The sequence below is a fragment of the Bradyrhizobium sp. AZCC 1610 genome, from assembly GCF_036924515.1.
Classification (GTDB): domain Bacteria; phylum Pseudomonadota; class Alphaproteobacteria; order Rhizobiales; family Xanthobacteraceae; genus Bradyrhizobium.
In genome coordinates this window covers 5,927,505-5,949,515 of the sequence record NZ_JAZHRR010000001.1, presented here as the reverse complement: position 1 = coordinate 5,949,515, position 22,011 = coordinate 5,927,505, and the positions used below count along the sequence as shown (strand labels likewise).

The window sequence follows — 22,011 nt, the reverse complement described above, 5'->3', positions numbered from 1 at the left end:
TCGGCGCCGGGACTCGCCATCCCCCGGGTGTCGAGGTTCACTTCTCTTTGGCTTGAGTTTCAATTTTGCCCGGAGCTGCGATCTTTTCCTTCATTGCAGCGCAGGTCTTGCGCACCTCCGCCGTCACCAACGAACAGTTCTCGATTTGAAGGAAGACGCGCTTGGCCTCCTCGCGGTACTGCCCTGCGGTTTCCTTCAGCTCCTCGATCACGGCGAGCGCCTCCTGGCTCATGGCCTCGCATCGCTTGACCTGCCCGATCAGCTCAACGCCTAGCTCCTCGATGTCTTTCGCCGCAGCTTCATATTCGCGGACAACCGCTTCCGCCGACAGCTTGCCGATCTCCGTGGCCCCGTCGCGATGCTCGACATAATCCGGCATCGCCAGATCCGGGGCGCTTACGGAAGGCGGCGCGAAATCGGTCGGCTGGGGTTCGCGAGTCGGTGGCAGCTTTCGAAATTCTTCCTCGATTTCGCGCTCAATATCGATCACGTCCAAAATCGGCTGTTTCGTTGATTGCACCATGGCAATGCTCCTTGTGAGCGGGCAAAAATCTTTCGCAATGTAGTCGAAGTGGTTAGTTGCTCTGGGGAAGCGAGCAACAGAATCCCTTTGGTAAGCTTGCTAGTTAAGCTTTACGTCCGCGATCCAGGTTAATTCTGGAACCGCCAAGGAGACGCCGCCGATGGCGAACATGCGCCGGATGTGGGGACAGCGGTAGTCAGGTGTTCGGAGGCGTTTACCAAAGCCGGCCCGATGGCGGGGAAAACTCCTGGCGATCGAAGGACACTCGCATTTCGGCTTCGGACCCGAAGCAGACGTTTGGCGTTGTTCGACAGCCGACATATGTTACGAGCCAGCACTGATCCGGGGCGGCCGCCATGATCCAGAATGAAATGCCTGTCGATCGGCTCTGGCACTCGATCCGGCGTGAAGCGGAAAGCGCGGTGGCGCGCGACCCGGTATTCGGCGCGGCGCTATCAACGGCCATTCTCGATCATCCTGACTTCGCTCACGCACTGGCGCACCAGATCGGCGAGCGGCTCGGCAGGAGTCCGGCGGATCGTACGCGGTTTGCGCAGCTTGCCCGGGACGCGTTCGGCAGTTCACCCGATCTGATCGATGCCGCGAGCCGCGACCTGCAGAGCATCGCCGCTCACGACCCCGCGACGACGGCACTTCTGCCGCCGCTGTTGAACTTCAAGGGCTACGTCGCGCTGCAGGCCTGGCGCGTCTCCAACTGGCTCTGGCGCCAGCGCCGCAGCGATCTGGCGTTGCTGTTGCAAAGCCTGTCGTCCGATCAGCTTCAGGTCAGCATTCACCCCACAGCATCGATCGGAACGTCGGTGTTTCTCGATCACGCCACCGGCATCATCATCGGTGCTTTCGCCGCGATCGGCGACGAGGTGACGATCCTGCAGAACGTCACCATCGGCCGGAAGCATTCGGAACCGGACCGCGCGCCAAAAATCGGCAGGGGCGTTTTGCTCAGCGCCGGATCGACCATTATCGGCGGTATCAGCATCGGCGATTTCGCCAAGATCGGCGCCGGCGCGGTCGTCGAACATGACGTGCCGTCCGGCTGCACCGCCGTCGGCGTTCCCGCGCGGTTGACCAATTGCCCGGAGACAGAGGTCCCAGCCTGACGCCGGGGCCGTGTACACCAAAGTCTGCGAGAAAGCTTACCGCACCATGGCGCCGTAGACGATGTCTTGGACCTGCTCACGATAGTACTTCCGAAGTTCGCCGGGCGCCGCCGTTCCCACGACGACGACAAGGCGCTCCTTCGGGTCGCAGAAGAACTGCGTGCCATAAGCGCCATTCCAGGTGAACTCGCCGGGATTGCCCGGAACCGAGGACAGACCCTCGCTGGTGCGCACGGCCACTCCAAGGCCGAAGCCAAAACCACCGCGATGCGGCTCCACGTTGGCCACGTTGTTCCTGATCTCCGGCCCAAGGTGGTTGGAGACCATGTGATGCACGGTCTTGGGCCCGAGAATGCGCTGACCGTCGAGTTCGCCGCCATTGAGCAGCATTTGCCCAAAGCGTACGTAGTCGCCCACGGTTGCAAATGCGCAGGCGCCACCGCAGTCGAACTTCGTTGGTGTATCGAGAAGTTTGATCGCCTGCGGCTTGCCCGTCAGCGGGTCATTGGGAAATGGCCGGGCAAGACGAGCGCGCTGCGCCTCCGTGGGGTGGAACGTGGCGTCCCTCATGCCGAGCGGTTGCCACACATTGCCGGCCAGGTAGTCGCCAAGCCGCTGCTCGCTCACCTTTTCAACAACCGCGCCGAGCACATCGATCGAGAAGCCGTACTCGAAAACCGTCGCCGGTTGGTGCGCCAGCGGCAGCTTCGTGATGCGATCGATGAACGCCTGCGTATCGCCCTCGATCGCCGGCGCCGTCCCGTCCGGGTACTGCCGCGCTACCGGGCTCGAGCTGTCCGGGCGTCCTCCATACATCAGGCCGGATGTGTGTCGATAAAGGTCGTGGATGTAGATCGGTGAAACCTGCGCTTCGAGCTTCAGCGAACCGTCCGCCTGCGGTACGCCGACCTTCATCTCGGCGAACGCGGGATAGTAGTCGGCAAGCTTTGCCTGAAGAGCCAGGCGGCCCTGTTCCATAAGTGTCAGGCCCGCGACGGCGGCCATCGGCTTGGTCATGGAGGCAAGCGCGAACACGGCATCCAGCGGCATCGGCGTGCCTTTGGTTGGATCAAGCTGGCCGTACGCCTTGTACTGAACGAGCTTTCCGTCGCGAGCTATCGCAACCACGGCGCCGGGCACACGTTTCGCGGCGATCTCGCGGGCGAAAAAATCGTCCAGGCGGGCCAGTCTTTGCTGCGAAAATCCCACGTCATCCGGCTTTGCCTCGGGCAGTGGCGCGGCATTCGCCGCATTGGCAGCGATGCCGGCAACAACCGCCGCGGCCATCATGAATGCCTTCATTGTCTTCTCCCTCGAATGCGGATCAGGCTCGCACGCTTATTATGGTTGGCGTCATGTTTAGATCACGCCCGTCCGAGCGACAAGGCGAGCGTTGAAGCAGGGCGGTTGTCCGGCCGTCGCAAAATTTGTTCCGCGCTGCCCGACGGGCAAAACAGCAAGCACCGACTGCGCCGTCGCGCGTTCAATGGTTGCCAAAGACGCTGCGCGCAAAGGCGAATTCCAGCAGCCATTTCAACGCGATTTGGGTCATCCAGATTGGCGCGCAAAAATATTTCGCTTAACATGCAGGCCAAATCACCGGCATAACTCCGCCCGTCTCACGGCAGATGAGGGGCGCTCGCGATCGTCACGAACGTGCGGTGAGATGCGATGGACGCGGAGGGCGCGCTAGACGTACGCGCCTGAAGCGTACGGCGAAGTCGTGTGGTCCGGACGCCGCGGTGCTGGCGTTAAGCTACGCAGAAGTTTCTGCGTAGCGACGGTGGCAAGAAAGCCGTTCACCGGGGAGAGCTCGAAGTAAGCCGTAAAGCCATTGCGCAGGGAAGGCCGGAATGCTCCCGCTGCCCTGTATGCTCGTGTGCAGTTTTGTTTGCGCAAATCGCACGCGAGACCGCGGGTGCAGCAAGCACCCGGTCTTCCCTGCGCCCTCTGTTCTCGAGGGTACAGTTCAAGTGCAAACCTCGGGCGCAATGCGCCGCGAGAACGTGAAGCTGTATCCACCGTCATTGCGAGCGAAGCGAAGCAATCCATTGTCACCCCATGCACCGAAAGATGGATTGCTTCGCTGCGCTCGCAATGACGTGGAGAGAGCTGGCCTCGCTCCATCCGCTCACCCTGGGGGCAGCCGCGGCGCGGCCGTTTCGAAGGGCGAGGCCACCTTCCGGGACCACTTATCCGGGCATGGAACCCGGGCCCCGGGCCCTGTAACCGCCCGGCCTGCCTCGATTTACGGCAGCCACATTTCCCTTTAGTAACCAAGTGTTAACTATGCTTAGCGTCTGGTTAGGGACGGAATGACGCGCTGATAGCCCTCGTTTTGACATGTTGGCAGGGGAAGCAAGGCCCGGCTTTCGGCGGGCCCCCCATGCGACACCAAGAGAGGCTCTCGCGCTGGCGCAAATCGCCGCGCCCGACGCGCGGCTGTGGTACCGGCAGCCATTTGCTCCCGGAGGAAAATAGGGACACTTGCGTTGAGAGGATACCGCTCATGAATCCCGCCGACGTGGCTCCGGCAGCCCTGCCGTTGGTCTCCGCCGACGTGTCGCTGATTGCGCTGTTCATGCAGGCCCACTGGGTCGTGAAAACGGTCATGATGGGACTCCTGGCCTGCTCGGTCTGGGTCTGGGCGATCGCGATCGACAAGATTTTCCTCTATTCGCGCACCAAGCGCGCCATGGACCGCTTCGAACAGGCGTTCTGGTCCGGTCAGTCGATCGAGGAACTTTACCGCGCGCTGTCAGCCAAACCGACGCAGTCGATGGCGGCGTGTTTCGTCGCGGCCATGCGCGAGTGGAAGCGCTCCTTCGAGAGCCAGTCACGCTCCTTTGCCGGCCTGCAGATGCGGATCGAGAAGGTGATGAACGTCTCCATCGCGCGTGAGGTCGAGCGGCTGGAACGGCGGCTGCTGGTGCTGGCGACGGTCGGCTCCGCGGGGCCCTTTGTCGGCCTGTTCGGAACCGTCTGGGGCATCATGTCGAGCTTCCAGTCGATCGCAGCCTCGAAAAACACCTCGCTCGCGGTGGTGGCGCCCGGCATTGCCGAGGCGCTGTTTGCGACCGCTATCGGTCTCATCGCCGCCATCCCGGCGACCATTTTCTACAATAAGTTCACGTCCGAGGTGAACCGGCAGGCGCAGCGGCTGGAAGGCTTCGCCGACGAGTTTTCCGCCATCCTGTCCCGCCAGATCGACGAGCGGGCGTGAGGACGGCAAATGACGAGCGCATCGTGAGATCAAGATCATGGCGATGAACATGGCAGGTTCGGCGGGTGGCGGCGGTGGACGCCGCGGCCGGCGTCGCGCCGCCGTGATGGCGGAGATCAACGTCACGCCGATGGTCGACGTGATGCTGGTGCTGCTCATCATCTTCATGGTGGCGGCGCCGCTGATGACGTCGACCATCGATATCGATCTGCCGGTTGCCAGCGGCGGCAAGTCGCTCGCGGCCAACGCTCCGCCGCTCACATTGTCGGTCAAGCGCACCGGCGGGGCCTGCAATTCGAACGTCGAACTCTATCTCGGGGACACGCTGATTTCGGCCAACGACCTGCTGCCCAAGATCAAGGCGATCCGGGAGACCCGGTCGGAGGCCGAGAGCGTGGTATACCTGCGCGGCGACAAGGACGTCTGTTACACGGATATGATGAAATTATTGGGGTATATTCGGACGGCGGGGTTCAAGGCGAATATCGTCATCGTGCCGGAGCAGGGCTCCTGAGCCATGCAGCGGCGCGCGACGGCTGAGGACGGAGCGGGAAAGCTCAAGTGAACGTCAAGGTCGACAAGACGGTTCTGGCATCGGTTGCCCTGCACGTCCTCGTGCTGGGGTGGGTGATGCTGTCGTTCTCGACCAAGGCGCTCGAAATGCAGCCGGAAGATTCGGTAGCGGTCGATGTCATTTCTCCCGATCAGCTTGCCAAGGTCATGGCGGGCATGAAGACCGGCAAGAAGGAAAACCCGAAGCCGCTGGTCGAGAAGGTCGCCGAAGCCAAGCCGGTCGACGATGCCGTCGGCAAGATCACCGATAAGGCGCCGGTCGTGACCGAGACCGCGCCGCCGCCGCAGCCGAAGGTCGAGGAGAAGCCGGTCGAGAAGAAGCCCGACCCGCCGAAGGTCGTCGAGAAGCCGAAGGAAGAGCCGAAGCAAGAGCCGAAGCCGATCGAGAAGAAGCCGGATCCGGTCAAGCCCGATCCGATCGCGGAAGCGATCAAGAAGGAAGAGAAGAAGCCGCCGCCGAAGCCGGTGCAGGCGGCGAAGCCGCCGGAGCCGCAGAAGAGGATTGTCGAACGGCACTTCGATCAGAATCAGATCGCCGCTCTGCTCGACAAGCGTGACCCGTCGCGTCAGGCCACGACCGGCGACACGCTGAATTCCAATGCCGCGCTCGGCACCTCGAAGGGCGCGGCTGCGGACAATTCCGCGACCTGGGGCGCGATGTTTCAGCGGCAGGTCGAACGGTGCTGGAAAAAACCCTATGGCGGAATCGAATCGCAGAAGCCTGAGGTTGCGTTTGCCATTCGTCTGAAGCGCGACGGCACCCTTGAAGGCTCGCCGGTTCCGGAAGGCGTTCCGGCGACGCCTTTCCTGCGCGTCTATCAGGAGAGCGCGTTACGCGCGATCCTCGAATGCCAGCCGTACAAATTGCCGGCGGCGCTTTACGAGGAATGGAAATATTTCGCGCCGGTGTTCAAGGAAAAAGTCTGACCGTGATCGCCGATTGGCGATCGCACATGAGCAAGATTGAAGCGATGACTGACAAAGATGGATTGCCGAACATGCCGTTCCGCCTGAGCCGCCGGCAGATCATTTCCGGAATGGCCGCGCTTGGCACGGTCACGGCCGCGCCGCTTCGCAGCGCATTTGCGCAGGCGCCGAAGCGGATCCCCATTCCCGAAGGTGAGTTTACGCCTCAGCCGATCGCGATATCGAATTTCGTGGCGGGCACGCCGGGTGACGCCGAGGTCGGCGTCGGCGTGTCGCAGGTCATCACCAACAATCTCAAGCGCAGCGGGCTGTTCGCGCCGATCGATCCGGCTGCGTTCATCGAGCGGATCACCAATCCCGACAATCCGCCGCAGTTCCAGAGCTGGAAGCAGATAGGCGCGCTGTATCTGGTGACCGGCCGGATGACTCGGCAGGGCGACGGCCGTCTGAAAGCCGAATTCCGCCTCTGGGACGTGAACACCCAGCAGCAGATGGCCGGCCAGCAATACCAGACCTCGCCGGAATATTGGCGGCGGATCGCCCACATCATCTCCGACCAGATCTACGAACGCGCGACTAGCGAGAAGGGCTATTTCGACAGCCGCGTCGTGTTCGTCCACGAGCACGGATCCAAGGAGCGGCGCATCAAGCAACTGGCGCTGATGGATCAGGACGGCGCCAATGTCCGATACCTGACCAAGGGCTCCGAGCTGGTGCTGACGCCGCGGTTCTCGCCGTCGACGCAAGAGATCACCTATATGGAGTTCGGCCAGGGCGATCCGCGCGTTTACCTGTACAACGTCGAGACCGGGCAGCGCGAGATCGTCGGCAATTTTCCCGGCATGTCGTTCTCGCCGCGGTTCTCGCCGGATGGCCAGCGCATCATCATGAGCCTGCAGCAGGGCGGCAACTCGAACCTGTTCGTGATGGATCTGCGTTCGAAATCGACGACGCGGCTGACCGACACGCCGGCGATTGACACCTCGCCGTCTTATTCGCCCGACGGCAGCCGGATCTGTTTCGAATCCGATCGCGGCGGCAAGCCGCAGATCTACACGATGGCGGCCACCGGCGGCGGGGCGCAGCGCATCTCGTTCGGCGAGGGCAGCTATTCGACGCCAGTCTGGTCGCCGCGCGGCGACTACATCGCCTTCACCAAGCAGGGCGGCGGACAGTTCGCGATCGGCATCATGAAGACCGACGGTTCTGGCGAACGGATCCTCACCTCGGGCTTCCATAATGAAGGGCCGACCTTTGCGCCGAACGGCCGGGTTGTGATGTTCTTCCGCGAGCCCGGCGGCAGCGCCGGGCCCTCGCTGTACACGGTCGATATTTCAGGTCGTAACGAATTGCGGGTGCCAACGCCTGGTTTCGCCTCCGATCCGGCATGGTCGCCGCTGTTGTCATAATGGAACCCGGCCGGGCGAGAGCGCGCTCGTTAACCGGCAAACATTGCCTAGCCCACTGATTTTTCTGGCATATTTTTTCATTCACCAAGCAATAGCAACGTTCCGGTAACGATGTTCCCTCAGAAAGACTTCATCTGCGAAGGGTAGAACTACGTACCCTAACAGGACGCGCGTTCCCGATATGCAGCTCGCAAGCCAGAGCGGAGAGTCTGATCAGCGACAGATATCGCCGAAGATTTCGGCGGCGCTGATCGATTCGCTCTTCGACACTCAAGGTCCGGTGCATGTAGGTATTTTCTTCCTGGCGGTCGCGGCCAGCCTGACCGCGCTGAAGACCGACGAAAATCTGATCTGGGCGTGTGTCGGATTGCTCCTGATGGCCGGAGCGATCCGGGCTTTCGATTTGCAACGGTACCAAGCGCGCAAAGCGAGCCTCACGGCCGAAGAAGCTGAACGGTGGAAAAAGCGATATCAAATCGGGGCGATGATCCAAGCCGCTGCAATCGGCATATGGGGCGCCGTCACTATGCTGAGCAGCGACGATGCCGTCGCCCACATGATTTGTTTGTCCGTTATTACCGGGGTCGTGTCGGGAGGTGCAGGCAGGGCCTACGGACGCCAATGGATATTCCAGTTGCAGGCTGCACTTGCCTTCGGTCCAACCGTGATCGCGCTGGCGCTGCGTGGCACGCCCTATTACGTCGCTATGTCAGTTATCACCGCCGCATTCCTTGTCGTTGTCATGCAGATGTCGGCCAATTTGCACCGCATATTCTTGCGGGCGCTTCTGGCGCGCGAGCGCGAGGCGGCGCTCGCCGGACAGTTCGATACTGCTTTGAACAACATGCCCCACGGTCTGTGCATGTTCCGCGGCGACGGAGAACTTGCGGTGATGAATCACCGCTTCTGCGAAATGATGGATCTGTCTGAAGATCTCGTGGAGCGGGGCGCGAACGCGGCCGACATCATCGCCGACTGCGTGAGTGCCGGATCGATCTCGGCGGCGAGTGGACAAATGATCCTCGCCGAAATCGAGAATTCGCAGGCCAAGGACATTGTCACCGCCGACCCCGACCTCACCAGAAACCGTTCGCTATCCTGGACCTTCCAACCGATGGCTGGCGGCGGCGCAGTCGTGCTCCTGGAAGACATTACCGAGCGGCGCACCTCCGAAGCCAAGATCAGTCATCTGGCGCGGTACGACGAACTGACCGACCTTCCCAACCGGGTCAATTTCCGCGACGAGATCGGACATCTTCTGTCGGCCCAGCAGGGCGCCGAACAGCTATCGGCATTGCTGTTCATCGACCTCGACCAGTTCAAGCAGGTCAACGACACGCTCGGTCATCCCTGCGGCGACCAGTTGCTGTGCGCCGTGGCTGGTCGCCTGCGTGAAATGCTGCGGCCCGAGGATTTCGTGGCTCGCTTCGGTGGCGACGAGTTCGTGGTGTTCCAGCAGAACATCCATTCCTCTGACGACGCTGCCGGTCTCGCCCGGCGCATCGTCGATCGCCTGAGCGAGCGCTACAAGATCGACAATCATCTGGTCGAAATCGGCGCCAGCATCGGTATCGCCATGACCTCGCGCGGCGTCAGCGCCGACACGCTGTTGAAGAATGCCGACATGGCGCTGTACCGCGCCAAGGCCGACGGCCGCGGCACCTTCTGCTTCTTCCGCGACGAGATGGCGCAGGTCGTCGAATCTCGCCGCATCCTCGAACTGGACCTGCGCAAGGCGCTGGCCAACGAGGAGTTCGAGCTGTTCTTCCAGCCGCTGGTCAATCTCAAGTCGGGACGGATATCCACCTGCGAGGCGCTGTTGCGCTGGAATCATCCGGTTCGCGGCACGGTTTCGCCGACCGATATCATTCCGGTCGCCGAGGACATGGGCCTGATCGTTGATCTCGGCCGCTGGATTTTGCGCAAGGCCTGCATGGAATGCATGAAATGGCCCGAAGGCGTCAGCGTCGCGGTCAACTTCTCGCCGCAGCAATTCCATCAGCGCGACGTGCTGAGCGAAGTCCGCTACGCGCTCGAGGTCTCCGGCCTGCCGGCTAACCGGCTGGAGATCGAGATCACCGAATCCTCGCTGCTGCGGAACACGCAGCTCACGCATGACGTGCTGTCGCAGTTGCATTCGCTCGGCGTGCGGATCTCGCTCGACGACTTCGGCACCGGCTATTCCAGCCTGAGCTATCTGCACAACTTCCCGTTGCAGAAGGTCAAGATCGACCGCTCGTTCCTCGAGGGCATCGACAGCGACCGTCCGTTGACGCTGCTGCGCGGCGTGGCGCGGCTGTCGGCCGACCTCGGAATGTCCGTGGTGGTGGAGGGCATCGAGACCAACGAGCAGCTCGAATTGATCAGCGCCGACGGCGCGATAACCGAGGCGCAAGGCTACCTGTTCAGTCCGCCGGTGCCCGCGGTGCGGGTTCGTCAGTTGCTCAATGCCTCGCACGGCCGCCGCCCGCCGGACGACCAAATCGTCGCGGTATCTTCGCGATCGATCGCCTGACTTCAAGCTAATCAGTCCCGCTTTTGTTCGTGCTCTCGACACGGCTCCTCCGGGTTTTTGCGGGCCCACAAGGGTAACCTTAACGTGGCTAAGCCTTTGCAATTTTGTTAAGGAGGCGTTAATCTTTTCTTTCACTCGTGGAAGTTGTTGGAAGGCTAGGAGCATCAGATGAAGGCTGGAGCCGAACCGCGCAAGCCGCTCTTTGTGCGGGGGGCAGGGCTATTTGATCGCGTCGACTACCGAGTCATCGAAACTCCCGAGGAAAGGGACGCTCTTTATTTGATGCGTTACAGGGCCTATCTGCATGGCGGATTGATCCTGCCGTCAGAGTCTCAGCGCGTCAGCGATCGTTATGACGATGCGCCCAACGCCTGGACATTCGGAATCTATGTTGACGGCGAACTCTGCAGTTCCCTCCGCCTCCACGTCCTGACGCCGGAATCGAGGACGTCCTATGCAACCGAATTGTTCGGCGATGTTCTTCACCGTCGCCTCGACCGAGGCGAAGTTATCATCGACCCGGCTCGATTTGTTGCAGATCCCGAAAAAGCCCAGCGGTTTCCGGAACTCCCCTATCTGACCGTGCGGCTGGCCTATCTGGCATGTGAGTATTTCAACGCCGATACCGGGCTCGCGCAAGTTCGTGCCGAGCATCAGGCGTTTTATCGCCGGGTCTTTCTGCAGGAGACCATTGCCGAACCGCGTTCGTTTCCGAACGTATTAAAAAAAGTGGCATTGATGGCCTGCGATTTTCCGGCCGTGCGGGAACGTGTCTTGACCCGTTTTCCCATTATGCGCTCGAGCGCCTTTGAGCGACGGATGCTGTTCGAGCGCCGGGCCGAGCGCAGTTTTTTTTCCAACGCGGTCGTTACACCCTTCGAACGGCCCTCGATTGTGCCGAACGCCTGAACCTGCGTGCCACGGGGATTTCTGGCTGAAAGCTAACCTCACTGCGGGTTTTTGGGCCGATTGGCACTTGCCTTCACCGTCGCGCCACATTTACAAACCATTAACTATCGCGGTCGCTTTTCACGGGTTGTCGGCATTTGATCGGGTCTGGCAAGGTTCCATCAAGGTTGACGGAACGTTCGCTTAACCATCGCCCTGTAGACCGATAACAGTCGAAAACGTGAGCGTGGAGGCTCCGGAATGAAATATCAGATGCGCATCCTCCAGGGATGGAAGCTGGCGGCCTTGGTCGCGGTGGCGCTGTCGATGGGCGCCTGCGCCAAGAACAACGTCGGCGCCGATGGCGCGATGGCGAGCGCGGCAACCCCGGGGAGCCAGCAGGATTTCGTGGTCAATGTCGGCGACCGCGTGTTCTTCGAGAGCGACCAGACCGAGCTGAGCCCGCAGGCGATCGCCACGCTGGAGAAGCAGGCGCAGTGGCTGCAGAGTTACAACCGCTACTCCTTCACCATCGAAGGCCATGCGGACGAGCGCGGCACCCGCGAATACAACATCGCGCTCGGTGCGCGGCGCGCCCAGTCGGTGCGCAGCTATCTCGCCTCGCGCGGCATCGATCCGAACCGCATGCGCACCATCTCCTACGGCAAGGAGCGCCCGGTGGCGGTCTGTAACGACATCTCCTGCTGGTCGCAGAACCGCCGCGCCGTTACAGTGTTGAACGCCGGCGCTTAAGCCTTCGGCCTTTCGCAAAATTCAAAACCGGCGCCTTCGGGCGCCGGTTTTATTTTGGACGGGCGATGAAGTTCCGGATCACCGCTATCGCCCGTTCAGGCGCATCGGGCACCACGGCATGCCCGCAGTTCGCAAATCGTTCGAACTGCACCAGATGGGCCGGCAGTGCGGCCGCAATATCCGCCTGGCTCTCGATCGGATGCATCGGATCGTCCTCACCACCCATCACGAGGGTAGGGCACTGGATGCGATGGAGGTCCGGGAACATGTTGAAGGTGTGGCTCTCGCCACCCGGTTTTGCGGAAAAGTGCAGCCCCACCGCCGGCTTTCCGACCGTACGGCTTCCGAGGTTTGGGTCGCGCGGCGTCCTCGTATAGACGGGGAAGGCGAGTCTTCGCCAAGCGTCGACTGCCGCCTGATCCCTCGGGCTGTCGACGTCCAGAAACCTGCTGCGCGCGAGCGCGCCCACTTCGGGCCCGCCGAAGCGCTCGAACAGCGCCACGCGCCGGTCAAGATAGGTGTCTCCAGCGGCTTCGGTGCTGATCAGCACCAGCTTCGACGGGTGGTCGGGATGGCGCGTGGCATAGGCCAGCGCGACCATCCCGCCGAAGGATGCGCCGAGCACGATCGGATCGATGATGCCAAGTACCTCGCAGAAGGCGCGCACGTCGTCGCCCCATTGCGTCAGGTTCCAGGCCTCTCGAGGACCGTCCTCGCTGCGGCCGTTGCCGCGATGGTCGAGATAGACAATCTGGGCGACATCGGACAAGGCGGAGTAGGCAGGCTTGTAAATCGAATGGTCGAAGCCGGGGCCGCCATGCAGCAGGAGGAGGGTCGGCTTTTCCCGCATCACCGGGCCGTCGGGCACCAGTTTCGCGCCCTCGACATCGAAGAACAGCCGCACCCCGTTCACAGACACGTGCATGAGCGGGTCTCCCTCGATTTGTGAACGGACGGCCGGATCGGGCGGCTTGTCTTGCAGCGGATACTAAACCATACCGGAATTCCGCGAACCGAATCGGAAATGCCAGTCACAATTCTGGCGTACTCCCTCTCTCAATGTGTTCTGCTTTCGTTTGACACGTGGTTTTCGTCGTCAGGGCAAAATGTCATCCAGATTCTTCAATGCTGCCGGTGCCGCGGCGATCGCCGCGATGCTGGGCTTGTCTGTGCAGACCTCGTCCGCACAGATCACGTTCCCGTGGGAGCGTTCTCCGCAAGGCTCCCCGCAAGTCCAGGCGCAGTCCGATGACGCCGACCTGGAAATGCGGATCCAGCGGCTGGAAAACCAGCTCCGGCAGCTGACCGGCCAGAACGAGGAACTGCAGTACCGTAACCGCCAGCTGGAGGATCGGCTGCGTCAGCTCGGCGCCGCACCGCCCGCGCCAGGCGGCCAGCCCCCGGTCACGCAGCCCGGCATGGCCGCGGCACCGCCCGCGGCCCAGCCCGGTCCGGCGCAGGGGCAACAGGGTTATCCGCAACAAGGTTATCCGCAGCAGGGGCCTCGCCAGCAGCAGGGCTATCCGCAGGCCCAACCCGGCTACGACCAGCAGCCGCAGATCGCGGCGCCTGCGCCGATCGTGCAGGACCCGGCAGCCCCGCAGGCCGGTGGCCGCCGTCGTGGTGATGCCTTCGATCCCAGCCAGAATCCCAACGCCCCCGGTGCGCCGCGTGCGCTTGGCGGCGGCCAGATGCCGATCGGAAACGAGGCGTCGATCGGCGCGCCTGGCGGGCGCGGTCCGGGCGAGCCGCTCAATCTCGGCGGCCCGCGCGACCCCGGAGGCGCCTTGCCGCCGCCCGTCGCCGCCGCACCGCCACCCCGCGGCCCCGGGGCCGGCGCCAGCGCCGCGCTGACCACGCTGCCGCCCTCGGCCACGTCGAAGGACGAATTCGATCTCGGCATCGGCTACATGCAGCGCAAGGACTATGCGCTGGCCGAAGAGACGATGAAGAATTTTGCGCAGAAATATCCGAGCGATCCGCTGGTCGCGGATTCGCAATACTGGCTCGGCGAGAGTCATTTCCAGCGCCAGCAATATCGCGACGCCGCGGAAGCGTTCCTCGGCGTCACCACCAAGTTCGACAAGTCGGGCAAGGCACCCGACGCCCTGCTGCGGCTCGGCCAGTCGCTGGCGGCGTTGAAGGAAAAGGAAGCCGCCTGCGCCGCGCTCGGCGAGGTCACGCGGAAATATCCGCGCGCATCTGCCGGCGTGAAGGCTGCCGTCGACCGTGAGCAAAAGCGGGTTAAGTGCTAAAGCGGAAGCCGGTCGAGGCCGCCATCGGCCTCGAATAGACTGGCGATGCCATGGCTGACGACGACCACGCGCCGATCTCGGTACAGCAAGCGAAAGATCTGTTCGCACATTGGAAGGCCGCGCCCGCGCTCGTGCTGGCGGTATCCGGTGGCCCGGATTCCCTTGCCCTGATGTGGCTTGCCGCCCGCTGGCGCCGCGCCTTGACGCGTGGGCCGCGATTGATCGCCGTCACCGTCGACCACGGCTTGCGGCGTGAGGCCGCGCGCGAGGCGCGCGACGTCAAGCGCCTCGCACGCACGCTCGATTTGCCCCATCGCACGCTGCGCTGGAACGGGCCCAAACCGAAGACCGGCTTGCCGGCCGCAGCCCGCGCGGCGCGCTATCGGCTGCTGGCGAAAGCCGCGCGGGCGAGCGGCGCCACGCACATCCTGACCGCGCATACCCGTGACGACCAGGCCGAGACGCTGTTGATGCGGATACTGCGCGGCAGCGGCATCGCCGGTCTCGCCGCGATGGCGCGCGAGACCGAGCGCGAGGGCGTGTGGCTGGCGCGGCCGTTGCTCGACGTTCCGAAATCCCGGCTCGTTGCGACGCTCGACAAGGCGAAGATCGCCTTTGCCGACGACCCCACCAATCGGGACATGAGCTTCACGCGGCCGCGGCTGCGCGCGTTAATGCCTGCGCTGGTCGAGGAGGGCGGCGACAGCCGAAACCTGGCGCGGCTGGCAACAAGGCTGGCGCGGGCGAATGCCGCGATCGAAGCGCTGGCCGACGGCGCCGAGCGCTATCTCGCCTTGAGAGATCGCAATGATGCCTCGCGCTTCGGATTCGATGCCGCCGCATTTGCCGGTCTGCCGGAGGAAATCCGGCTTCGGCTGCTCAAGCGCGCGATCGACCGGGCCGGCCACGAAGGGCCTGCGGAACTCGGCAAGGTGGAAGCGCTGCTGGCGGTGCTGGACCGGGCCATTGCGAATGGCGCGAGGCAGACAAGGCTGAAACAGACGCTGGCCGGGGCGGCGATCAGCCTGACGAAGGGGCGAATTCATGTCGATCCAGCGCCGCCGCGGCGGGGTAGCCGTGCGTGAGAAGCGTCCCCATATCCAGATATCTGTGATATCGGGACGAAGAGCCTTAACCACCCCGGAAAAACCTCGGATTTTGCGTCATTTTTTGACCGGGTATCGCGTTAAGATGCGTTAAATAGTCCCGTATGGTTCCCTTGGCATTGACCCGGGCGCCACCTAGATTGGGTGTAGTGGACCGGGGATTCTCGCCTCACTACCCAAGGAATACTCTAGGGTTACTGCCAAGGACATTGGGCCGCGATCCGCGCGACCACGAAGGAAGATCAATGAACGCCAATCTGCGCAACTTCGCCCTCTGGGTCATTATTGTCTTGCTGCTGTTGGCATTATTCACGCTCTTCCAGAATCCTGGTCAGCGCACGTCCTCGCAGGACATCTCGTTTTCGCAGTTGTTGAGCGAGGTCGACCAGAACCGCGTTCGCGACGTCGTGATCCAGGGGCCGGATATCCACGGCACCTTCACCAACGGCTCCTCTTTCCAGACCTATGCACCGAACGACCCGACGCTGGTGAAGCGCCTCTATGACGGCAAGGTCTCGATCACCGCGAAGCCCCCCGGCGACAACGTGCCGTGGTTCGTGTCGCTGCTCGTCTCCTGGCTGCCCTTCATCGCACTGATCGGCGTGTGGATCTTCCTGTCGCGGCAGATGCAGGGCGGCGCCGGCAAGGCGATGGGCTTTGGCAAGTCGCGCGCCAAGATGCTGACGGAGGCCCATGGCCGCGTCACCTTCGAGGACGTTGCGGGTGTCGACGAGGCCAAGCAGGACCTGCAGGAGATCGTCGAATTCCTGCGCGATCCCGGAAAATTCCAGCGCCTCGGCGGACGGATTCCGCGCGGCGTGCTCTTGGTCGGCCCTCCCGGCACCGGCAAGACGCTGATCGCGCGTGCGGTCGCAGGCGAAGCCAACGTGCCGTTCTTCACGATCTCGGGTTCGGACTTCGTCGAAATGTTCGTCGGCGTCGGCGCCTCTCGTGTCCGCGACATGTTCGAGCAGGCCAAGAAGAACGCGCCCTGCATCATCTTCATCGATGAAATCGACGCGGTCGGCCGTCATCGCGGCGCCGGGTTGGGCGGCGGCAATGACGAGCGCGAACAGACGCTCAACCAGTTGCTGGTCGAGATGGACGGCTTCGAGGCCAATGAAGGCGTGATCCTGATCGCCGCGACCAACCGTCCCGACGTGCTCGATCCGGCACTGCTGAGGCCCGGCCGCTTCGACCGCCAGGTCGTGGTGCCGAACCCTGATGTCGTCGGCCGCGAGCAGATCCTGAAGGTTCACGTTCGCAAGGTGCCGCTGGCGCCGGATATCAACCTCAAGACCATCGCGCGCGGCACGCCGGGCTTCTCCGGCGCCGACCTGATGAACCTCGTCAACGAGGCCGCGCTGACCGCCGCACGCCGTAACAAGCGCATGGTGACGCAGGCTGAGTTCGAAGAGGCGAAAGACAAGGTGATGATGGGCGCCGAGCGCAAGTCGCTCGTCATGACCGAGGAAGAGAAACTGCTGACGGCCTATCACGAGGGCGGACACGCCATCGTCGGCCTCAACGTTGTTGCGACCGACCCGATCCACAAGGCGACCATCATTCCGCGCGGACGGGCGCTCGGCATGGTGATGCAACTGCCCGAGCGCGACAAGCTGTCGATGTCGCTCGAGCAGATGACCTCGCGGCTGGCCATCATGATGGGCGGCCGTGTCGCGGAAGAACTGATCTTCGGCCGCGAGAAGGTCACCTCGGGTGCGGCTTCCGACATCGAACAGGCGACGCGTCTGGCGCGCATGATGGTGACGCGCTGGGGCCTGTCGGAAGAACTCGGCACCGTGTCTTACGGCGAAAACCAGGACGAGGTATTCCTGGGCATGTCGGTGTCGCGCACGCAGAACGCATCCGAAGCGACCGTCCAGAAGATCGACTCCGAGATCCGGCGTTTGGTCGAGGAAGGCTACAACGAGGCCACGAAAATCCTCACCGAGAAACGCGAGGACCTCGAGGCGCTGGCCAAGGGCCTGCTCGAATTCGAGACGCTGAGCGGCGACGAAATCATCGACCTGCTGAAGGGCAAGAAGCCCAACCGCGAGTCGGTACTGGAGCCGAGCGCGCCGCGCGCCTCCGCCGTCCCTCCCGCCGGCAAGCCGCGCCCGCGTCCCGATCCGGACCCCGGCCTGGAGCCGCAGCCGCAGGCGTAAGCGCGGATCGCATCTGAATAAAAAACGCGGCGGAGAGACGCCGCGTTTTTTTATGTCGCTGATGTCATCGTTAGCCATGGCGTGGTTCGGCACGCCATGGCATGCTTGCGCCACAAGAGAGAGCGTCGGCCGAGCCGCGCCTGTCGCAGCCATCGGCCCAAGCGCCCGTACATGGGAGGCGAAACCGATGCGTTTGCTCGCAGGATTTGGTGCGCTGGTGTTCCTGGCGCTTCCCGCATCTGCCGCCGAAATGCGCGGCGTCACCGCAACCGAAATCAAGATCGGCCAGACCATGCCCTATAGCGGGCCGGTGTCGGCGTTCGGCGCGCTCGGCAAGGGCGAGGTCGGCTATTTCAAGATGGTCAATGAGCGCGGCGGCATCAATGGCCGTAAGGTCAATCTGATCTCGCTCGACGACAGCTACGCGCCGCCGAAAACGGTGGAACAGACGAGGCGGCTGGTCGAAAGCGACGAGGTCGCGCTGATCTTCTCCTCGATCGGCACCGCGCACAACACCGCGATCGCGAAATATCTCCAGAGCAAGAATGTCCCACAACTGTTCCTGGCCTCCGGCGCCTCGAAATTTGCCGACATCGCGCAATTTCCGCAAGCCACCGTCGGCGTGCAGGCGCCGTTCCGCTACGAGGCCCGGCTCTATGCGCGCCATACGTTGGCAAAGAACCCGAACGCAAAATTTGCGGTGATTTCGCAGAACGACGATTACGGCCGCGACTATCTCGCAGGGTTGAAGGACGTGCTCGGCGACAAATACGATTCGGCAGTGACGGGAGCGACCTACGAAATCTCCGATCCGACCATCGACTCCCAGATCGTGAAGCTGAAAGCGTCCGGCGCCGACGTGTTCGTGATCGCGGCAACGCCAAAATTCGCCGCGCAGTCGATCCGCAAGGCGTTCGAGATCGGCTGGCGGCCGATGACGTTCCTCTCCAACGTGGCGGTGTGGATTTCCACCGTGATGGAGCCAGCCGGTGTGGAGGCCGGCACCGGCATTCTGTCCACCGCCTACGTCAAGGATCCCGACGATCCCGCCTGGAAGGACGATCCCGGCGTCAAAGGCTGGCGCGAATTCATGACCAAATACGTTCCCGACGGCGATCAGCACGACACTAACTACGTCAACGCCTATAACAGCGCGATGGTGCTGGAAGCGGTGCTGAAGGCCTGCGGCAACGATCTGTCGACCGAGAACATTTTAAAGCAGGCCTATTCGATCAAGGACTTGGGACTGCCGATGCTGCTGCCGGGCATCAAGGTCAATACCTCACCGACCGATCACGTGCCGGTCGACCAAATGCAGTTCATGCGATTCAACGGCAAGACGTGGGAGCGGTTTGGCGAGCTGCAGACAGGGAATTGAGGAGCTCGCTGCGTTCCCACCGTCATTGCGAGGAGCGGAGCGACGAAGCAATCCATCTCGCAGCGCGGGGATAGATTGCTTCCGCCTTCGCTCGTTGAGCTATGGCGGACAAGTCGCTTCACTCGCAATGACGTGGTTGCCGCCACGAGGTGAGCTATGCCTTCGCCGGGGCGCCGAGATGCACGGCCAGGATATGCTCCGGCGTCTCTACCACTTCGATCGTCTCCCCGTCGCCGCCAACGAAGGCGAGCACGGTGCGCTCGCCGTCGCGCGACATGCTGCCGACGAGCGCGATATTGATGTGGATGGGTTGCCCCGTCTCGAACCTCGTGCATTGAATCCAGAAGCGCATCGCAGTCTCCTTCGATCATCTGCAGCAAGACTAGAGAAGAGGTCCGTCTTGCGCTAGGCGGATGCCCGCAATTCGCGAGCCGCCGCGACCATGTTGACGAGCGCGGGTCGCACCTCTTCCCATTTGCGGGTCTTCAATCCGCAATCCGGATTGATCCAGATCTGGGCGTCGGCAAGCCGCTCTCGTGCCAGCCTGAGCAGGCCGGTCATCTCTCCGATCTCGGGGACGCGCGGCGAATGGATGTCGTAGACGCCGGGGCCGATTTCGTTCGGATAGCGATAGTCCCTGAACGCGTCGAGCAACTCCATCTTCGAGCGCGAGGTCTCGATCGAGATCACGTCGGCGTCCATCGCACCGATCGCGCCAATGATGTCGTTGAACTCCGAGTAGCACATGTGGGTGTGGATCTGGGTTTCGTCGCGCACGCCGGACGAGCAGAGGCGGAAGGCGTCGACGGCCCAGTCCAGATAGGCCTTCCAGTCGGATTTGCGCAGCGGCAGACCCTCCCGCAGCGCCGCCTCGTCGATCTGGATCATGCCGGCGCCGGCGGCCTCGAGATCGGCGACCTCGTCGCGGATCGCGAGCGCGATCTGCTGGCAGGCCTCGCTGCGGGCAATGTCGTCGCGGACGAACGACCAGTTCAGGATGGTGACAGGGCCGGTCAGCATCGCCTTCATCGGCTTTTTCGTCAGCGACTGGGCGTATTGCCACCACTCGACCGTCATCGGCCGCGGGCGCGAGACGTCGCCGAACAGCACCGGCGGGCGAACGTAGCGCGATCCGTAGGATTGCACCCAGCCGTGGGTGGTGAAGGCGAAGCCCGCGAGCTGTTCGCCGAAATACTGCACCATGTCGTTGCGCTCGAACTCGCCATGCACGAGCACGTCGAGACCAATGGTTTCCTGCCACTGCACCGCGCGGGCCGTCTGGTCCTGCAAATAGATCTTGTAGACTTCATCCGTCAGGGCTCCGCTGGCGTGCGCGGCCCGGGCTTTCCTGACTTCGGCCGTCTGCGGAAACGAGCCGATGGTCGTGGTCGGGAAGGCGGGAAGGTTGAAGCGCTGGTGCTGAACGCCGGCGCGCTCGGCGAATGCGCTGGCGCGGCGACGCATGGCGTCGTCGATGCCGGCGATGCGCGCCGCGACCTTCGCATCGTGAATTCGCGGCGAGGCCTTGCGCGCGGTGGCCGCCTCGTCCGAGACACGCAGGGCAGCTTCGACGCTGCCGCGCCCACCGGCGAGTGCCGTCCCGAGCGTGGTCAGCTCCTCGAGCTTCTGCACCGAGAACGCCAGCCAGCTTATGATTTCGGAATCGAGCCCTGTTTCCAGCGCCAGATCGATCGGGACATGCAACAGCGAGCAGGAGGGCGCGATCTGCACGCGATCCTTGCCGAGTTTCGCGATCACGGGTTCGAGCCGGTCGAGGATCCGGCTCAAATCCGCGCGCCAGATGTTCCGGCCGTCGATGATTCCGAGCGACAGCACGCGGTCTTTTGGAAAATTGACGAGGTCGTCGATCTGATCAGGCGCGCGCACCAGGTCGAGATGCAGGCCGGCGACGGGCAGCGCCAGCGCGGTATCGCGGTTAACGCCCAGTCCGCCGAAATAGGTTGCCAGCATGATCTTGAGCTGCGGCACCGCGTTGGCGATCTCTGTGTAGGCGTAACGCAGCGCCTGCTGCCCGACAATATCGAGGTCGAGCACAAGACATGGCTCGTCGATCTGCACCCATTCGGCGCCGCGGTAGGCCAGTTCGCGCAGCACCTCGATGTAGACCGGCAACAACCGGTCGAGCAGCGACAGCGGATTGAAACCGGCCTCCTTGCTCTTGGCGAGTTTGAGAAACGTGACCGGCCCGACCAGCACGGGGCGGGTCTGATAGCCCAGCGCCTTGGCCTCCTCGTATTCCTCGATCGGCTTGCGCGAGGCCAGGGTGAACTGCTGATCCTTCGTCAGTTCCGGCACCATGTAGTGGTAGTTGGTGTCGAACCATTTTGTCATCTCAAGCGCCGGCACGCCGTGCGCGGCGTCGTGCCCGTGATGGGCATGCCCGCAACTCGCCTCATGCGTTTTGCCTTGTGCACCGCGGGCCATCGCGAAGTAAGTTGCGAGCGGGACCGGGCCGCCGTTCCATCGATAGATTTCCGGAATCGCACCGACCATCACTGATGTGTCGAGCATCTGGTCGTAGAACGAAAAATCGTTCGATGGGATCACACTGACGCCGAGTTTCTTCTGGCGCGCCCAGTTGGCCGCGCGAAGACCGGCGCCGGCTTCGACCAGGGCTTTTTCGTCCGAAGCGCCCGACCAGAAACTTTCCAGCGCGAATTTCAGCTCGCGGCGCGGGCCGATCCGTGGCGTGCCGAGGGAGGCAACAGGAAGCGAGGAAGTGGAGATCGTAGAAGAAAGAGACATGGCTTAACCCCAAAAGTTGGGGGCAAAGGCCGAAGTGACACGTCTGGATTCCACGTACGGCAGCGCGCGCGGAATCGCAACCGCACCACCGGGACACCCCGCCCGAGGACGTGTATGTTGTCGAGGCAGGTCTCCTGGCTCGCGGGTCAGTGCTGCTGTCCGGCCTTCCCGAAACCACGCAAGGTCTCAGTGACGTTGTTGGACAGCGGCTCGCCGCTTACAGTTGCGGGGGCAGCTCCGGCTTTGGCTTTTTCGGCCGCACCGGCTTCCCTCTTAGCTTCGGGCCGAACGAGCCCGAAGAACCACGACCGGTTCAGTTAAGGTCAACGGCGATCTCAGTCAATATGAGATCTGGTAATCCCGCGTTGGTGCTCTCTGTCATCACCATTCGTTGTATTCCATTTCG

At 62.8% G+C, this 22,011-nt stretch carries 17 protein-coding genes and 1 riboswitch; of the genes, 12 read left to right on the top strand and 5 right to left on the bottom strand.

Annotated features, from left to right (window positions below):
- Positions 1–37 precede the first annotated feature (37 nt).
- Positions 38–490 (bottom strand): hypothetical protein, encoded by a 453-nt coding sequence (locus tag V1279_RS29250; RefSeq protein ID WP_334446616.1) that lies wholly within the window; start codon positions 488–490, stop codon positions 38–40.
- A gap of 389 nt (positions 491–879) precedes the next feature.
- On the opposite strand from V1279_RS29250, the gene V1279_RS29245 reads away from it, so the two are divergent.
- On the top strand, positions 880–1,644 hold the full coding sequence (locus tag V1279_RS29245; RefSeq protein ID WP_334443114.1) for a serine O-acetyltransferase: 765 nt from the start codon (positions 880–882) through the stop codon (positions 1,642–1,644).
- A 36-nt stretch (positions 1,645–1,680) separates the two neighbouring features.
- On the opposite strand, the gene V1279_RS29240 is transcribed toward V1279_RS29245, so the two are convergent.
- Entirely contained in the window at positions 1,681–2,946 is a 1,266-nt protein-coding gene (locus tag V1279_RS29240) for a serine hydrolase domain-containing protein (RefSeq protein ID WP_334443113.1), read from the bottom strand.
- Between the two features lie 1,207 nt (positions 2,947–4,153).
- Here V1279_RS29240 and tolQ point away from each other — a divergent pair.
- The 7 genes from tolQ to pal all read left to right on the top strand — a co-directional run bounded on the left by tolQ (position 4,154) and on the right by pal (position 11,932).
- Positions 4,154–4,867, top strand: coding sequence for a protein TolQ (gene tolQ, locus V1279_RS29235; RefSeq protein WP_334443111.1), 714 nt, complete (start codon positions 4,154–4,156; stop codon positions 4,865–4,867).
- Between the two features lie 37 nt (positions 4,868–4,904).
- Positions 4,905–5,381: a biopolymer transporter ExbD gene (locus V1279_RS29230; protein ID WP_334443108.1), complete on the top strand. Its 477-nt coding sequence runs from the start codon at positions 4,905–4,907 to the stop codon at positions 5,379–5,381.
- A gap of 47 nt (positions 5,382–5,428) precedes the next feature.
- Positions 5,429–6,367, top strand: a complete 939-nt coding sequence (locus V1279_RS29225; RefSeq protein ID WP_334443105.1) for a cell envelope integrity protein TolA — start codon at positions 5,429–5,431, stop codon at positions 6,365–6,367.
- Between the two features lie 71 nt (positions 6,368–6,438).
- Positions 6,439–7,776 (top strand): Tol-Pal system beta propeller repeat protein TolB, encoded by a 1,338-nt coding sequence (tolB, locus tag V1279_RS29220; protein ID WP_334446615.1) that lies wholly within the window; start codon positions 6,439–6,441, stop codon positions 7,774–7,776.
- Between the two features lie 181 nt (positions 7,777–7,957).
- On the top strand, positions 7,958–10,291 hold the full coding sequence (locus V1279_RS29215; RefSeq protein WP_334443102.1) for a putative bifunctional diguanylate cyclase/phosphodiesterase: 2,334 nt from the start codon (positions 7,958–7,960) through the stop codon (positions 10,289–10,291).
- Between the two features lie 168 nt (positions 10,292–10,459).
- Positions 10,460–11,200, top strand: a complete 741-nt coding sequence (locus V1279_RS29210) for an N-acyl amino acid synthase FeeM domain-containing protein (protein WP_334443100.1) — start codon at positions 10,460–10,462, stop codon at positions 11,198–11,200.
- Positions 11,201–11,440: 240 nt separating this feature from the next.
- Positions 11,441–11,932, top strand: a complete 492-nt coding sequence (gene pal / locus V1279_RS29205) for a peptidoglycan-associated lipoprotein Pal (RefSeq protein WP_334443098.1) — start codon at positions 11,441–11,443, stop codon at positions 11,930–11,932.
- 49 nt (positions 11,933–11,981) lie between these two features.
- Here the strand turns inward: pal and V1279_RS29200 are convergent, their stop codons facing one another.
- A complete protein-coding gene (locus V1279_RS29200; protein ID WP_334443096.1) occupies positions 11,982–12,857 on the bottom strand; it encodes an alpha/beta fold hydrolase in 876 nt (291 codons plus the stop codon).
- 181 nt (positions 12,858–13,038) lie between these two features.
- On the opposite strand from V1279_RS29200, the gene ybgF reads away from it, so the two are divergent.
- The 4 genes from ybgF (at position 13,039) to V1279_RS29180 (ending at position 18,839) form a co-directional block, all read left to right on the top strand.
- Positions 13,039–14,187 carry a tol-pal system protein YbgF gene (gene ybgF, locus V1279_RS29195; RefSeq protein WP_334443093.1) on the top strand — a complete coding sequence of 383 codons (1,149 nt, stop codon included), beginning with the start codon at positions 13,039–13,041 and terminating at the stop codon, positions 14,185–14,187.
- 50 nt (positions 14,188–14,237) lie between these two features.
- Positions 14,238–15,272, top strand: coding sequence for a tRNA lysidine(34) synthetase TilS (tilS, locus tag V1279_RS29190; RefSeq protein ID WP_334443090.1), 1,035 nt, complete (start codon positions 14,238–14,240; stop codon positions 15,270–15,272).
- Between the two features lie 266 nt (positions 15,273–15,538).
- Positions 15,539–17,461 (top strand): ATP-dependent zinc metalloprotease FtsH, encoded by a 1,923-nt coding sequence (gene ftsH / locus V1279_RS29185; RefSeq protein ID WP_334443087.1) that lies wholly within the window; start codon positions 15,539–15,541, stop codon positions 17,459–17,461.
- A gap of 187 nt (positions 17,462–17,648) precedes the next feature.
- A complete protein-coding gene (locus tag V1279_RS29180; protein WP_334443084.1) occupies positions 17,649–18,839 on the top strand; it encodes an ABC transporter substrate-binding protein in 1,191 nt (396 codons plus the stop codon).
- 154 nt (positions 18,840–18,993) lie between these two features.
- On the opposite strand, the gene V1279_RS29175 is transcribed toward V1279_RS29180, so the two are convergent.
- Positions 18,994–19,191: a hypothetical protein gene (locus V1279_RS29175; RefSeq protein WP_275185808.1), complete on the bottom strand. Its 198-nt coding sequence runs from the start codon at positions 19,189–19,191 to the stop codon at positions 18,994–18,996.
- A gap of 53 nt (positions 19,192–19,244) precedes the next feature.
- On the bottom strand, positions 19,245–21,605 hold the full coding sequence (gene metE, locus V1279_RS29170) for a 5-methyltetrahydropteroyltriglutamate--homocysteine S-methyltransferase (protein WP_334443079.1): 2,361 nt from the start codon (positions 21,603–21,605) through the stop codon (positions 19,245–19,247).
- Positions 21,606–21,712: 107 nt separating this feature from the next.
- Positions 21,713–21,927, bottom strand: a riboswitch (cobalamin riboswitch).
- Between the last annotated feature and the right edge of the window lie 84 nt (positions 21,928–22,011).